Source organism: Stenotrophomonas sp. YJH_SMC_6, from assembly GCF_059371335.1.
Window position 1 is genome coordinate 1 of the sequence record NZ_JCAFUM010000013.1, and the last position, 13846, is coordinate 13846.

The following is a 13846-nucleotide window of genomic DNA, read 5'->3' on the forward strand; positions in this document are numbered from 1 at the left end:
GAGGCTGGGCTGGTGGAATACATCCAGTACTACAACCAGGAGCGCATCAAACTGAAACTGAAAGGTCTGAGCCCGGTAGAGTACCGGGAGCGGGCCCAATCGGCCGCCTGACCCCGTCCAAGTCTCGGGGGTCACTTCACCCTGGGGGCTCGATGGCGCCATCCATGGCGCCAACGGTCCTGCACAGCCACACCGCCCCACCCTCGACAGTTTCCCGATGACGGTCGGTAGATCCACGCCATGCGTGGATGAATCTCTGTCAGATATCGAATCAATTCGGGGTCAGATCCGTTTTCCTACGGAAAACGGATCTGACCCCACGCCATTCCGACAGATCGCGAGAATCTGTCGAAGGCGGGGTGGGTCCGGTTGCGGGGGCGTGAGCCGCATGGATGCGGCGACCGAGCTTACATGGACGTACTTGCAGCGCCCCCCGCAACCGGACCCACCCCGCCATCCCACTGAATGCACGCTGTTGCTGTTGCTTCGGCAGGTGCAGGGCGCAGCCCTGCCGAACACCACCCTACTTCGCCTGCTCGCAGAACTTCTGCCGGTACTCGAGCGCCTTCGGCATCAGCGCCTGCAGGTTCTGGATGCGGGTGCCCGGATTGGGATGGGTGGAGGCGAACTCCGGCGGCGACTGGCCGCCACTGGCCTGGCCCATGCGCTGCCACAGCGGCACCGCCTCGCGGGGATCGAAGCACGCCGCTGCGGCCAGCATCAGCCCCACTTCGTCGGCCTGCGTCTCGTGGCTGCGCGCATAGGGCAGCAGGTAGCCGTAGCCCATCGCCGACATCATCATCTGTTGCTGCTGCGCATCCATGCCGCTGGCGGCGCCGGCCACCTGCCCGATCTGGGTCAGCTTCTGCTGGGCCATGCGCTGTGCACCATGGCGCAGCAGCGCATGGGCGATCTCATGCCCCATCACCACCGCCATCGCATCGCGGGTGCGTGCTACCGGCACCAGCCCGGTATAGACCGCCATCTTGCCGCCCGGCAGGCAGAACGCATTGGCCTGGTCGGACGGGATCACATTCACTTCCCACTGGAAATCCCGCGCGAAATGCGCCGGCTGCACGCCGTGCTCCTGGGCCAGCGCGGTCTCCACCACGTCCACCTTGGCAATCAGGCGCTGGGCGATATCGCGCACATCGCGCGCGATCGGTGCATTGGGGTCCATCGGCCGTTCCTGCGACAGGATCTGCTGGTAGGCCTGCAGCCCCAGCGCGGTTTCCTGGCGCGCGTCCAGGCTGCTGTCGATCATCACCTTCTCGCCGGTGTACGGATCGACCGTGCGGTTGGAGAACCAGTAGAACAGCGCATAGGCGGCGGCCAGCAGCAGCACCCACCAGCGGATGTTGCCGAACAGGCCACGCCGCTGTGGGCCTTGCGACGAGCGGGAGAAGGGATCGTTGCGCATCGGGGGACTTCCTGCTGGCCCCGCCGGCTGGCGGGCACGGCGCAATCTTAGTGCGCCGCTGCCCGCAGCGGGTGAAGCCGGGTACCGCTCAGATGCCGCGCACCAGGCGGAAGCCGATGCGGGCGTTGGTGGTATCCGAATCCTGGGATTGCCGCCAGGCCGCGCGGGTCTGCTCGGGGGCATTGGCCCAGTTGCCACCGCGGATCACCCGCGACCGGCAGCCCGGGTTGAACCAGGCGACGCCATCGGACGGTGCGCGGCGGTAGCTGGCATGCCAGCAGTCGGCCACCCATTCGCTGAGGTTGCCGCCCATATCGTGCAGACCGAAGGCATTGGCCTGGAAGCTGGCCACCGGCGCCGGCCCCCACCAGCCATCGCCGTACCCGATAAACGCGTTGTGCCAGTGCCGTCCCGAAGGCGAAACGTCCTTGCTGCCGGTGAAGTTGCCGCTGCCTGGCGGCGGCACGCCGGCATCGCCCCACGGATAGCGGCCACTGCTGCCAGCGCGCAGCGCGTACTCGAACTCGGCTTCGCTGGGCAGCCGGTAGCTGCGGCCAGTCTGCTCGGACAGCCATGCCGCATAATTCTCGGCATCACGCACACTGACGTGCATCACCGGCGAGTTGCCCAGCGCGCGACCGCCGTCGTAGTCGGAACGCCAGTCCACGCCGCTGCGGCGGATGAAATTGCCGCTGCGTTCGTCGTAGACCACCGAATGGCCACGCCGGGTCGCGCGCGGGCGCGCATTGGAGGCTTTCACGTAGCGCTCGAAATCGCTGACAGTGATCTCGGTGATCGCCATGGCAAAGCCGCGATCGAAGCGCACGTAGTGCGACGGACGCTCGGCATCACTCGAGCCCGGCTCGGCATCGCCTGCACCCATCTGGAAGCCACCGTGCGGCACCACCACCATCTGCGGCCCGCGCCCCCCATCGCGCATCGCATCACTGAACACCTGTCCCGGCCGGAAGCTCCCGTAATGGGTGGCCAGGTCGATGCGCTCGCGAAGCTGTCCCACCACTGCATCACCCGGCAGAGCGATGCGAAGCGCCTCGGCCAGCTTCTCGCGCGCCGGCTTCAGGCCTTGTGGCGTGGCAAGGTCACGCAGTCCGTCATCACGCAGCTGCAGCAGCGTGGCGGCGCGGATCTGCTCGATGCGTTCGAAGGCGTCGGCGATCGTCGGCGACGAATCGCGCACTTTGCTGGCTTCGGCCAGCCAGGTACCCGCACTGGCGAAATCGCGCGCCCGAGCAGCCTGTTCGGCACGGCGGATCAACCCGCTCTCGGCTGCGGCCAGGCCCTGCCGTGCGCGGATGTTGTCTTCATCCAGCGCCAGCGCCTCACGGAAGTTGCCGATGGCACCGTCGCCATCCTCACCGATACGGTCCGAGCGCAGGTCCTCCTCGCCAGCACGGTTGTAGGCCACCACCCGTTGCGCCAGCTCCACCCGCGCCTGCAGCGCACGCACCTGCTCGTCCTTCGGCGACAGGGTCAGCAACACCAGTGCCTGGCGGCTGGCCTCGGCCAGCGCCTCGCGCTGCTTCAGCGGCCGCACCAGCAGGGCATCGGCCAGCTGCTGCAGTCGCTGGCGGGCACGCTGCAGGCCCAGCCGGGCCTGCCGGTCATCCGGGTCTTCTTCCTGCACCGCCAGCCACAGCGGAATGGCGGCATCCGCATCTTCATAGAGCCGACCTTCAGCGAACGCCTGCTCGGCGGCGCGCCGCAACTGGGCCAGGCTGCGGCCCTGGCGGTCCACCCGTGGCGGCGTCCACTGCTGTACGTCCTCGGCGGCATCTTCACCGGCGATGGTCACGCTGCCCTGCCCGGCCTGCGAACTGGCATTGGCGCCGGTGTCGGCGCCCTCGGCCGCGCGCGCCTCTTCGCTGGCGGCCCGTTCCGCCGGCGCGGACGGCGACGGCGTGCAGCCGGCCAGGGCCACGGCCAGGGCGGTGCACAGCACGGGCGACAACGGAAAACGCAAGCAGAGCCTCCTTCGGCACAGACGCGGACCGACGTTAGGCTATTCTCCCCTGCCTGAGCAAACCCGAGTAGTAGGCCCTGACCCGTGGCAACCTGGATCACCACCCCCGCCGAGCTGGATGCGTACTTCCAGCAGCGCCCGACGCGCATCGGCCTGGACACCGAATTCATCCGTGAACGCACCTTCTGGCCGCAGCTGGCCCTGGTGCAGATGGCGGTCGGGCAGGACATCCTGCTCATCGACCCGCTGATTCCCGGCATGACCGAGGCGCTTGCGCATTGGCTGGCCGATGAATCCATCACCAAGGTAATGCACAGCGCCAGCGAAGACCTGGTTGCCTTCAAGTGGGCCTGCGGCGTGCTGCCGCGACCGCTGTTCGACACCCAGATCGGGGCGTCGCTGGCCGGCATCGGCGGCGGCATGGGCTACCAGAAGCTGGTGGCGGAGATCACCGGAGTGGCGCTGGCCAAGGGCGAGACCCGCTCGGACTGGATGCGCCGCCCGCTGTCCGAGTCGCAGCTGCAGTACGCCGCCGACGATGTCGAGCACCTGTTCGCACTGCACGACGCCATTGATGCCAGGCTGCAGGCGCTGGGCCGCCAGCAGTGGTTGCACGACGATGGCGAGCGCCTGCTGGCCAGCGTCGCCAACGATGAAGACCGCTGGCCGCACCTGGCGATGCGCTCGGCACAGTTCCTTGATGCCTCCGCGCAGCACCGCCTGTTGCGCCTGCTGCGCTGGCGTGATGTGCAGGCACGCAGCAGCGACCGCCCGCGAAGCTGGATCCTGGACAACGAACTGGCCGCCACTCTGGCGCGCACGCCTCCGGCCGACGAGGCAGCGCTGGGCAAGCTGTTCGAGCAGTTCCCAAAGGCACCGCGCAAACTGGCCGGCGCCGTGTGGCAGGCGCTGTCCACGCCGCTGGCCGACGAAGCCGACGCGCCGCTGGCGCTGCCGGCCAACGACAGCAACAAGCAGGCGCTGAAGAAGCTGCAGGATGCCGTGGCCGAACGCAGCCGCGAGCTGGGACTGCCAGATGGCATCCTTGCCTCGCGCAAGCACCTGGAAAGCTATCTGGAACGTCGCCAATGGCCCGCCGCACTGGCCGGCTGGCGCCAGCAGGAACTGGAGTCGCGCCTGCAGGCGCTGCTGTCGGCGAACTAGCAACCCGCATCGGCCGCCTTACGGGGCGGCCCTGCCAATGCTCGACAAGGACATTGCTGCATGCCTGCATGGCCCTCTTCCGGCATATTGCGATGGACGATCGTCACGCTGCTGGCCGGCGGCACTCCTGCATGGATCGCAGCAGCCAGCTCAACGCCTACGCGGCACTGACGGGCGGGCTGGACCTGGCCCGTTCGGTTCACTACCTCGCGCTTTCGGCACGCCTGATCGAACAGCCCCCCGCTGCCGGCGCAGGACAAGCTCGAACCCTGGCTGCATCCGCACGCCCTGATGCACGGCTATTTCCCGGAATCGAGGCGTAGAGACAGGGCCAGGGCACACTCGCCTACCGGCCCGAGCTGCTGCTTGCCTTTCCGCTGCACATGGACGATCCGCAACGCGAACGCCTGTTCCGGGTGACGGGATTCACCTTCAAGCCTCCTGCTGAATGCCACCGACATGGCAGCCGCATGTCCTGCTTGCCGCCGTTAACGACCGCGCTTCTAATGTCCAGCCTCGTACTCGCTGGATTGCAGCAATGACAAACGGATTTGCAAAAGACGGGCTTTCCCCCGAAGACCTTGCCTGGCGCGTGCAGGCGCGCACTGCGCTGCAGGAACGGCGCTATGCCGAACTGGATGCGTTGCTTGCTCCACATGATCTGGCCTGGCTGCAGGGAGAGAATGCGCTGCCCGGCATCCGCTGGCGGCTGCGCAACCTGCACGACGCCACGCTGACGCTGGAAGCCCGCCTGCAACAGGCCCAGCAGTGGGCCTCGGCCGCCCCCGGCAGCTACTACGCCTGGCTTTGCCTGGGCGCCTGCTGGCAGGACGCTGCCGGCGAACTGCGCAGCGCCGACGTGGCCGCACTGGTCGAAGACAGCCAGTGGCTGGCGGCGCAGCTGGCCCGCGACCATGCCGTGCACGCCTACCTGCAGGCGATACCGCTGTCGCCACGACCTGCGTTGGCGCTGGATGGCATCAAGCGCATCACCAGCTACCTGCGCGAACCGAACTGGCTGCGTGCGCTGCAGGCCGGGGAACCCGCCGCATCCGATGACGCCACGCTGGCCGAGCACTACCCTCAAGCCTGGCCAAAGGCATTGCAGCTGCTGTCGCGCTTCGGCACGCCGTTGCAGACGCTGCCGGATACGCTGCCCCCGTTGCTGCGCGAGCGCAGCCAGGACGATTTCGACGCACCGCTGGCGTACTGGATGCGCCTGGTACTGGAGCAGCGCCCGGACGATCTGGCCACGCTGGAAGACACCCTGTACTTCCTGTACCCGCGCTGGGGCGGCAGCCATGAGGCGATGGAGAACTTCATCGAGGGTAGCTGGTGCCGTGGCCTGGAACTGGCGCAGAGCAACGCGCTGCGGTGGCACAAGGAGCAGGACTGGATGGGCGATCTGCCCCACCGTGAGGATGCCGAGGCCGTGGCCGCGCACGAGCGCGCCTACACGCAGATCCTCGACTGGCACCTGGACCGCCACCTGCGCGCGCAGGTGCTGGCCCAGCGCGCCGGGCTGCGCTACCGTCTTGGCCGCGTTGAAAACAGCGAAGGCGTCGTGCAGTGGGATCCGGACCACATGCAGGCGGTGCTTGAAGATCTGCAGCAGGCATGGACATTGGACCGCGATGTGGTCCTGCATGAGGGGCTCAGCAACCTGGAGGCCTGCACCTGGTTCGCCCATGTCGACGGTGCCGAAGCACTGTTCGCACAGGTGGTGGACTATGCCGCGCGCGAAGGCGATTCGGCGATCGGCCTGCTCTGGGCCGCCACCGCCATCGAGCATGGCCTGCTCGGCCAGGCCAGCGACCCGACACGCGCCAGTGTCCTGCTGCAGCGCGCGTCGAAGCTTGCGCAGCAGGACGACACCTCGGCGGTGACGTTCGCCGCCAATCTGTTCTGCGATGTCTCACAGGCCGCCGGCCTGTCGCTGCTGCAGCGCATGGCGGACGATGGCGACGCCGGCGCGATGTCGGCGCTGTGCGACCTGTACAAGGGCCGCCTCGGTGGCCGCGACCAACCACAGTTCGCCGATGCGGAAAAGGCCGCCTACTGGCAGGAGCGTGCGGTGGAAGGCGGCGACCTGATCGCCACCTACAACCTGGCCGTCCGTCTCGTCGCCGCAGGCGGCGCGGAGAATGAAGCGCGTGCGCGCGAGCTGTACCTGCGCTGCCTGGATGAGGCCGAGGCCGGCGAGCGCGTGTGGGGCCCAACCTGCCGCAACCTGGCCTGCCTGGCATTCGATGGCCGGAACGACGCGCACAAGCGCGAAGCGGTCGAACGCGCCTTGATTCCGCTGTGGTGGCGCGGCGACGACGACGACAAGCTGTGGGCTGCCGGCTATCTGGCCGACATCTACCACTTCGGTAACGGCGTCCCGGCCAATGCATTCCTCGCCCTGAGCTGGCTGCAGCGTGCCAGCGAGATCGATCCGGAGTATGTGGACGTGGTACGCATGGCACCGCTGATCAACGGCGAAGGCCGCTGGTTCGGTGCCAGCCGCGCACGTAAGCAGCAGGAACAGGACCGGCACCAGGTGGACAGCGCCACTTGGGCCCTGACCTTCGGCCAGCGCAGCCAGGACAGCAACCTCACTGCAGTCTGAAGCAACGAAAAGGGCGGCCCGGATCACCGGGCCGCCCTTTGCATTCCAACAGTGCGATGGCGGGATGCCCCGCCATCGCGACAGCGCATTACCAGTTCATGTTCAGCGAGACACCGACGGTACGCGGTTCGTTGTAGACCGCGGCCATGTAGTTCTCGATCACACCCTTGAGGTTCTTCTCGTTGGTGATGTTGCGCGCGAACAGCGCCACTTCGTAGGCACCGTAGTTGCCCGAGTAGCCGATCTTCAGGCCACCCTCGAAGTCGCCCTTGGAGTTGAACTCCTTGCTGTCGTACAGCACGAAGCTGGTGTAACCCTGCTTGTTCCAGTCGGTGGACACGAACATGGTGCCCGCGTCGCTGACCGGGAAGTCGTAGCGGGCGGCCAGGTTGACGTTGTACTTCGGCGCGTTCGGCAGCGGGTTGCCGTCGATCTGGGCGAAGGTGTTGGCACCGACCTTGATGGTCGGGTCATTCACCGTGCACACCACCTGGCCGTTGAGGCCGCAGACCTGCGCGTACACACGCTTGTCCTTGATCTCGCTGTGCAACAGGCTCAGGCCGGCGCTCAGGGTCAGGTTCGGGATCGGGCGCAGCTCCATGTCCGCTTCGAAACCGTAGGCCTTGGCCTTGTCGGCATTGAACAGCACGCCATTGCCGTCCGAATCGTTGCCGTTGAGCTGGATGTCGTTGACGGTGTAGGTGAACGCGGTGGCGTTCAGGCGCAGGCGGTTGTCCCACAGGCTGCTCTTCACGCCCGCTTCCCAGGACAGGATGGTCTCGGAATCGGCGGTGGTGAAATCGGCGTTGAACACCGCCGAACGCCCCTGGATGGTCGGGCCGCGGAAGCCACGCGCGACCTTGGCGTAGACGCTCACGTCCGGCGTGATCTGATACATCGCGCTCAGATCCCAGCTCGGGGTGGTGTCGGACATCCTGACGTCGGTGCGGCCCTTGTAGGTGACCACGCCGGCGGCAGTGTCAGCGGTCTTCAGCAGGCGGGTGTGCTTCTCGTCCTTGGTCTGGCGCAGGCCGGCGGTGACGGTGAACTTGTCGGTGAAGGCGTAGCTGATCTGGCCGAAACCGGCCCACGAGGTGTTCTTGTTGCGCAGGCGCACCCAGTTGTTCGGGTTGCGGGCCGCGCCCTGCAGGAACCACGCGCGCTGGTAGAAGTCGGTGGTGTCGCTGCCGTTGAAGTAGAACGCACCGGCCTGCCACTGCAGGGCGCTGTCATCATGGCTGGCCAGGCGGAATTCCTGGGTCCACTGGTCCAGGTCACGGATGCGACCCATCGACTGGCCGTAACCGTTCGGCACGCCGTTCACCGGGAAGTTCACCGCGGCGCCGCCGTCGGTGTCGCCACGGCTGTAGCCGGAGGTGGTCTCGTAGGCGGTGATCGAAGTGAAGTCGATCGCGCCGAAGTCATAACGCGCCTTCACCGAGCCGCCGTAGGTCTTGTACGCCTGCGGGTTGTTGTCGGCTTCGTCGTAGGCGACCTTGTCGCGCGGCACGTCGGTCTTGTTCGAGCCCTTGGTCAGCGCACCGCGCAGGAACAGGGTCGAGGTCCCCTCGTAATCACGGGCGTGGGCCGAGGCCAGGATCGAGAACTGGTCGCTCGGGGTCAGCAGCAGCTGCGCGCGTACGTTGCGGTCATCGAAGCCGCCCATGGCGTTCTTCTTCGGGCTGACCGTGCCGTCGGCGCTCGGGCCCTTGTAGGTGTTGTCGACGTAGTCGTCGCGGTGCTGGTACAGGGCCGACACGCGGAACGAGACGATGTCGTTGATCGGGCCGCCGAAGCCGCCGTCGATCGACACGCTGTTATAGGTCGCATAACTGGCACTGACGCGGCCGGTGTAATCCTGGGTCGGCTTCAGGGTGTCGAACTTGACGATGCCGGCGGTGGTGTTGCGGCCGAACAGCGAACCCTGCGGGCCGCGCAGCACTTCCACCTGATCGACGTCATAGACCGGGTTGGACTTCAGCACCACGTGCTCCAGCACCACGTCGTCCTGGATGATCGACACCGGCTGCGAGGCACCCAGGTAGAAGTCGATGTTGCCCAGGCCGCGGATGTAGAAGCGCGGGAAGATGCGGCCGGTGGTGGTTTCCGCATACAGGCTCGGCACGCGGCCGGACAGCGCCAGCAGGGTGTCGTCGCCGCCTGCGGTGAAGTCGCGCATGCGCTCGCCCTGCACCACGCCCACCGAGACCGGCACTTCCTGCAGGTTCTGCTCGCGGTGTTCGGCGGTCACGGTGATGGTGTCCAGCCCGGTCGGGGTCGGCGCGCTGTCCTGCGCGGCGGCACCGAAGCTGCCGACCAGGGCCAGGCCGGCACAGGCCAGAGCCAGCGGGTGGCGGCGGAAGGAAACAAAGGAAGACGACAGACCCGACAGGCGGCGGGAATCGGAATGGGAGGGCATGAAATGCTCTGAGGAGGCGTCCGTGCGGCCTGCGCGGGCCGGGCGGCAAAAAGGAGGAGAACTGCGCAAGCCGCCATTATCCCCCAAATTGTTACGATTTCGTTGCGCGGCGCCCAAACCCGGCGAAACAAGCGGTTTCGGCACAGTCACCCGCTGATGTGCCTCGCGTCTCGACACGAAATTCCTTTGATCGGCTTGGCAAGCGGCAGGCGCTTGGCTAGACTGAAGCCCTGCCGTGGGGCCATAGCTCAGCTGGGAGAGCGCGTCGTTCGCAATGACGAGGTCAGGAGTTCGATCCTCCTTGGCTCCACCACTATGCAGAAGAACCCGTAGATCTCCGTGATCTGCGGGTTTTTCTTTTCAGCGCCGGCAACTCAGGCCGGCTCCTGGTCGCCGTCCTTGCGCTGCGGGCCGCGTGAGTGCGCATCGCGCACCTGTTGGTCGCGCTGCCCGGGCCGCTGCTTGGCCACATCGTCCTGCTTCCTGTCCTGGCGGCTTTCCTGGACGCCCTGCTTCGGGTCCTGATCCTTGTCTCGCTCGTTCATCGAAAACTCCCTCGTCGGCGGCAGGCCAACGCTGTGCACCACGCTAGAGGCTGGCGGGTAATCCACAGGTCAGTCCTGCGCCAACGTCATGTGCAGGCACTGGCTTGCCGCCACTGCCCCCGCGCAGCCAGAGTCCGAGGAACAACGCCCACCGGTACGCCATGCCCTCTTCTGCCCAGCGCGCAGCACACGCCGTGCCGATGATCATTGATGCGACCGACGGCAGCATCCAGCTCGGCAATCTGCCGACTCTGATCGGCCCCACCCTGGCACGGGATGAGGCGCGTGTCGCCTTCGTCACGCTGATGCATGGCGAGCGCGATGTCGGCACCGGCTACGTCTGGCTCAGCCTGCACCGGCTCAGCCTAGGCGGCGCGCCCGCTGGCATCAGCCTGTGCTTCCACGGGCAACAGCTCGACATGGTGACGATGGGCGTCGATCTACCCGGTGCAACGTTGGAAGACGGCTGGCCGACCCAGGCCGCGATCGATGCCGAAGTCACCTTCATGCGCCGCACGCTGGGTGCGGCGCTGGGGCGCAAGCTGGCCGGCGGCCACGCCCGCTTCGACTGGGGCGAGGCATGGGCCCGCTTCGATCCGAAGGGCTTCATGGCCAGCAGCGGTATCCGCTACCGGCCACGTCGGTGACCGTGCTCAGGTGCGGGTGATCGATACCCCGCCCTCCACACGCATCGCGGTTCCGGTAACGAAACTGCTTTCATCGCTGGCCAGGAACAGCGCCGCGTTGGCGATCTCCTCCGGCTCGGCCATGCGCTTCAGTGCGTGCAGCGAGCGCACGAAGTCGCGCGCATCGCCGGTCGGTGCCGCCTGCCGGCCCATCTCGGTATCGGTGCCACCGGGCAGCAGCACGTTGCTGCGCACGCCGCGCGCACCGTATTCGGCGGCGATCACCTGGCTCAGGCCGATCAACCCGGCCTTGCTCGACGCATAGGCCGCCATGCCGGGGAAGCCCACCGTGTGGCCGACAAAAGTGCCAACGAACACCAGCGAGCCGCCGCCGCGCGCCAACAGTGCCGGCAACTGCGCGCGTGCCGCATGGAAGGCCGCATCCAGATTGGTCGCCATCACCTCGCGCCAGGCGTCCACCGGGAACTCCGCCGCCGGCACGCCCGGGCCGAGCATGCCGGCATTGTTGAGGGCAATGTCCAGGCCGCCGAAGGACTGCTGGGCCAGATCGACCAGCGCTTGTGCCGTGCCCGGGTCAGCCACGTCAGCGGCATGCGCCACGGCTTCGCCACCGGCGGCGCGAATCTGCTCGGCCAGCGCCTGCAGCGGCTCCGGCCGCCGAGCGTTGAGCACCAGCTTCGCCCCTTCGGCGGCGAAGCGCAGCGCGCTGGCGCGGCCGATGCCGGCGCTGGCTCCGGTGATGAGGGCGATCTTGTTGTTCAGGCGCATGGTGGCAGTACCGGTTGTGAAGTGGCCGCCACGATGCCGCGCATCTCCCCTGCCGACACTCCGTTTCCGGGCCTGGCCCGTCGGTGCAGGAAACGGAGTTTCCACAGCACCGGCACGTGCCAGAATCCGGCCATGGACAGTACCGCCACCACCGCCTTCGATGCCCGCGTCGAACGGGTCTGCCGCCACCTTCAGGCGAGCCTCGACGAGCCTTCGCTGCAGGAGCTGGCCGACATCGCCGGCTGCAGCCCGACGCGCCTGCATCGTCTGTTCAAGCAGGCCACCGGGCTGACCCCCAAGCAGTACGCCGCCGCGCTGCGCGCCGACCGCCTGCGCACCGGACTGGAACAACAGGAGCGCATCACCGATGCCTTCCACGATGCCGGCTTCGGTTCCAGTGGGCGCTTCTACGAGAACGCACCGAAGTTGCTGGGCATGACGCCCAAGCAATGGCGCGCAGGTGGTCGCGGCGAAGTCATCCACTTCGCGCTTGCCGAAAGCTCACTGGGCAGCGTGCTCGTGGCCAGCAGTGCCACCGGCGTGGTTGCGATCCTGCTCGGCGACGATCCGGAGACGCTGCTGCAGTCATTGCAGCAACGCTTCCGCCAGGCCGAACTGGTCGGTGCCGACCAGGGCTATGAGCAACTGGTGGCACAGGTGGTGGGCCTGGTCGAGGATCCTTCGCGCGGCGCCACGCTACCGCTGGATATCCGCGGCACCGCGTTCCAGCAACGGGTGTGGCAGGCACTGCAGCAGATTCCGCGCGGGCAGACCGCGTCGTATGCGGATGTCGCCGCGCGCATCGGCTCCCCGCGCTCGAGCCGTGCGGTGGCCCGCGCATGCGCGAGCAACCCGCTGGCGGTGGCGGTGCCCTGCCACCGCGTGGTGCGCCGCGATGGGGACCTGTCCGGCTATGCGTGGGGCGTAGCGCGCAAGCGCGAACTGCTGCGCCGGGAAAAGGCCTCGACTGCCTGAAATCGGTGCCAACCTTGGTCGGCACGCTCAGCTTCCGGTAGCTGCCGACCTTGGTCGGCACGCTGCCAAGCCCTCAATCCAGCTTCACCACCAACTTGCCGAAGTTGCGCCCCTGCAGCAGCCCGAAGAACGCCTCCGGCGCATTCTTCAGCCCTTCCACCACATCCTCGCGGTACTGGATGCGACCTTCGCGCAGCCACTGCCGCATCTCGCGTTCGAAGTCCGGCCACAGGTGGTTGAAGTCGTGCACGATGAAACCACGCACGGTCAGGCGCTGGCGCAGGATCTGGCTGAACAGTGCGGGCAACCGGTCCGGGCCGGGCTGCTCGATGCCCCGCTCGTTGTAGGTGGCGATGGTGCCGCACACTGGAATGCGGGCGAAGTCGTTGAGCAGCGGCAGCACTGCATCCAGCACATGGCCACCGACATTCTCGAAGTACACGTCGATGCCGGCGGGCACTGCCGCGCGCAGTTGATCGGCAAAATCAGCCGCGCGATGATCCAGCGCCACGTCCACGCCCAGCGTCTGCAGGTAGGCACGCTTGGCTTCGCCACCGGCGATGGCGACCACGCGCGCGCCCTGCAGCTTGGCCAGCTGGGCGACGGTCGCGCCCACCGGCCCGGTCGCGGCAGCCACCACCAGCGTCTCGCCCGGCTTCAAACGGGCGATTTCATGCAGGCTGGAATAGGCGGTGAAGCCGGGCATGCCATACACGCCCAGCGCGGTACTCAGCGGCAGTCCGGCCGGGTCCAGGCGGCGCCCCAGTGCCTTGGCCGGCAGCACCGCGTGGGTCTGCCAGCCACCCGGCGCCAGCACCAGCTCACCTGTGGTTACGCCCTCGGCGTTCGACTGCAGCACCTCGGCCACGGTCTGCCCTTCCATCACCGCGCCCACCGCCACCGGCGCGGCGTACGACGGGCCCTCGTCCATGCGTCCGCGCATGTACGGGTCCAGCGACAGATAACGGTTGCGCAGCAGCACCTCGCCAGCGGCCAATGACGGCAACGCGGCCTGTTCCAGGCGGAAATTGGCTGCACTGGGCGCCCCCTGCGGACGCGACGCAAGCACGATGCGGGAGGTGGTCGAGGAATCGGACATGGCCAGGTCTCTGCTGTTGCCAGCATCAGGAAAGAAGTGCCGACACTACGCCGCAGCCATCCCCGATGTGGGCCACGAAAACAGCGTTCCATCGACCGGCGCGGCGCGGGTCCGGCGCAGCCCTTGCCCTTGCAGCTTTGGCGATCGCGGCGATCTGCTGATTTCCACCGCAGACGATGATCGACTGACCACGCCCCCGTCCCACAACGGAGGATCA

General features: G+C 67.3%; 12 protein-coding genes and 1 tRNA gene. 7 read left to right on the forward strand and 6 right to left on the reverse strand.

Annotated elements, in window-relative coordinates; genetic code table 11:
- Nucleotides 1-111 (forward strand): IS3 family transposase (locus AC5P9N_RS15310; RefSeq protein WP_495201421.1); only part of this gene is annotated, 111 nt, incomplete at its 5' end.
- 412 nt (nt 112-523) lie between these two features.
- Here AC5P9N_RS15310 and AC5P9N_RS15315 read toward each other — a convergent pair.
- Both AC5P9N_RS15315 and AC5P9N_RS15320 read right to left on the reverse strand, forming a co-directional pair.
- Complete coding sequence (locus AC5P9N_RS15315; protein ID WP_005410400.1) at nt 524-1420, reverse strand: M48 family metallopeptidase; 897 nt, start codon at nt 1418-1420, stop codon at nt 524-526.
- 88 nt (nt 1421-1508) lie between these two features.
- Nucleotides 1509-3401, reverse strand: coding sequence for a formylglycine-generating enzyme family protein (locus tag AC5P9N_RS15320; RefSeq protein ID WP_099485087.1), 1893 nt, complete (start codon nt 3399-3401; stop codon nt 1509-1511).
- 84 nt (nt 3402-3485) lie between these two features.
- On the opposite strand from AC5P9N_RS15320, the gene rnd reads away from it, so the two are divergent.
- From rnd to AC5P9N_RS15335, 3 genes are all read left to right on the forward strand, one after another.
- Entirely contained in the window at nt 3486-4565 is a 1080-nt protein-coding gene (rnd, locus tag AC5P9N_RS15325; RefSeq protein ID WP_060380901.1) for a ribonuclease D, read from the forward strand.
- 68 nt (nt 4566-4633) lie between these two features.
- A complete protein-coding gene (locus AC5P9N_RS15330) occupies nt 4634-4888 on the forward strand; it encodes a hypothetical protein (protein WP_229298680.1) in 255 nt (84 codons plus the stop codon).
- Nucleotides 4889-5103: 215 nt separating this feature from the next.
- Nucleotides 5104-7176 (forward strand): DUF4034 domain-containing protein, encoded by a 2073-nt coding sequence (locus AC5P9N_RS15335; protein ID WP_099485088.1) that lies wholly within the window; start codon nt 5104-5106, stop codon nt 7174-7176.
- An 88-nt stretch (nt 7177-7264) separates the two neighbouring features.
- On the opposite strand, the gene AC5P9N_RS15340 is transcribed toward AC5P9N_RS15335, so the two are convergent.
- Nucleotides 7265-9595, reverse strand: coding sequence for a TonB-dependent receptor (locus AC5P9N_RS15340; RefSeq protein ID WP_099485089.1), 2331 nt, complete (start codon nt 9593-9595; stop codon nt 7265-7267).
- Between the two features lie 237 nt (nt 9596-9832).
- Between AC5P9N_RS15340 and AC5P9N_RS15345 the strand changes: the two genes are divergently transcribed.
- A tRNA-Ala gene (locus AC5P9N_RS15345) sits at nt 9833-9908 on the forward strand.
- Between the two features lie 61 nt (nt 9909-9969).
- Here the strand turns inward: AC5P9N_RS15345 and AC5P9N_RS15350 are convergent.
- Nucleotides 9970-10140 carry a hypothetical protein gene (locus AC5P9N_RS15350; protein WP_005410406.1) on the reverse strand — a complete coding sequence of 57 codons (171 nt, stop codon included), beginning with the start codon at nt 10138-10140 and terminating at the stop codon, nt 9970-9972.
- Nucleotides 10141-10301: 161 nt separating this feature from the next.
- Between AC5P9N_RS15350 and AC5P9N_RS15355 the strand changes: the two genes are divergently transcribed.
- On the forward strand, nt 10302-10787 hold the full coding sequence (locus AC5P9N_RS15355; RefSeq protein WP_024958085.1) for a hypothetical protein: 486 nt from the start codon (nt 10302-10304) through the stop codon (nt 10785-10787).
- 6 nt (nt 10788-10793) lie between these two features.
- Here AC5P9N_RS15355 and AC5P9N_RS15360 read toward each other — a convergent pair whose 3' ends face one another.
- Nucleotides 10794-11555, reverse strand: coding sequence for an SDR family oxidoreductase (locus AC5P9N_RS15360; protein WP_099485090.1), 762 nt, complete (start codon nt 11553-11555; stop codon nt 10794-10796).
- Nucleotides 11556-11687: 132 nt separating this feature from the next.
- Here AC5P9N_RS15360 and AC5P9N_RS15365 point away from each other — a divergent pair, with 132 nt between their 5' ends.
- Nucleotides 11688-12530: a bifunctional transcriptional activator/DNA repair enzyme AdaA gene (locus AC5P9N_RS15365; RefSeq protein WP_148239694.1), complete on the forward strand. Its 843-nt coding sequence runs from the start codon at nt 11688-11690 to the stop codon at nt 12528-12530.
- 73 nt (nt 12531-12603) lie between these two features.
- Here AC5P9N_RS15365 and curA read toward each other — a convergent pair whose 3' ends face one another.
- Nucleotides 12604-13629: an NADPH-dependent curcumin/dihydrocurcumin reductase gene (gene curA, locus AC5P9N_RS15370; RefSeq protein WP_099485092.1), complete on the reverse strand. Its 1026-nt coding sequence runs from the start codon at nt 13627-13629 to the stop codon at nt 12604-12606.
- Nucleotides 13630-13846: the final 217 nt, after the last annotated feature.

What these genes read in the sequence shown, in the direction of transcription:
- AC5P9N_RS15315 (WP_005410400.1), bottom strand. Translation starts at nt 1,420, where the DNA reads ATGCGCAACGATCCCTTCTCCCGCTCGTCGCAAGGCCCACAGCGGCGT.
- AC5P9N_RS15330 (WP_229298680.1), top strand. Translation starts at nt 4,634, where the DNA reads ATGGCCCTCTTCCGGCATATTGCGATGGACGATCGTCACGCTGCTGGC.
- AC5P9N_RS15335 (WP_099485088.1), top strand. Translation starts at nt 5,104, where the DNA reads ATGACAAACGGATTTGCAAAAGACGGGCTTTCCCCCGAAGACCTTGCC.
- AC5P9N_RS15340 (WP_099485089.1), bottom strand. Translation starts at nt 9,595, where the DNA reads ATGCCCTCCCATTCCGATTCCCGCCGCCTGTCGGGTCTGTCGTCTTCC.
- AC5P9N_RS15350 (WP_005410406.1), bottom strand. Translation starts at nt 10,140, where the DNA reads ATGAACGAGCGAGACAAGGATCAGGACCCGAAGCAGGGCGTCCAGGAA.
- AC5P9N_RS15355 (WP_024958085.1), top strand. Translation starts at nt 10,302, where the DNA reads ATGCCCTCTTCTGCCCAGCGCGCAGCACACGCCGTGCCGATGATCATT.
- AC5P9N_RS15360 (WP_099485090.1), bottom strand. Translation starts at nt 11,555, where the DNA reads ATGCGCCTGAACAACAAGATCGCCCTCATCACCGGAGCCAGCGCCGGC.
- AC5P9N_RS15365 (WP_148239694.1), top strand. Translation starts at nt 11,688, where the DNA reads ATGGACAGTACCGCCACCACCGCCTTCGATGCCCGCGTCGAACGGGTC.
- curA (WP_099485092.1), bottom strand. Translation starts at nt 13,629, where the DNA reads ATGTCCGATTCCTCGACCACCTCCCGCATCGTGCTTGCGTCGCGTCCG.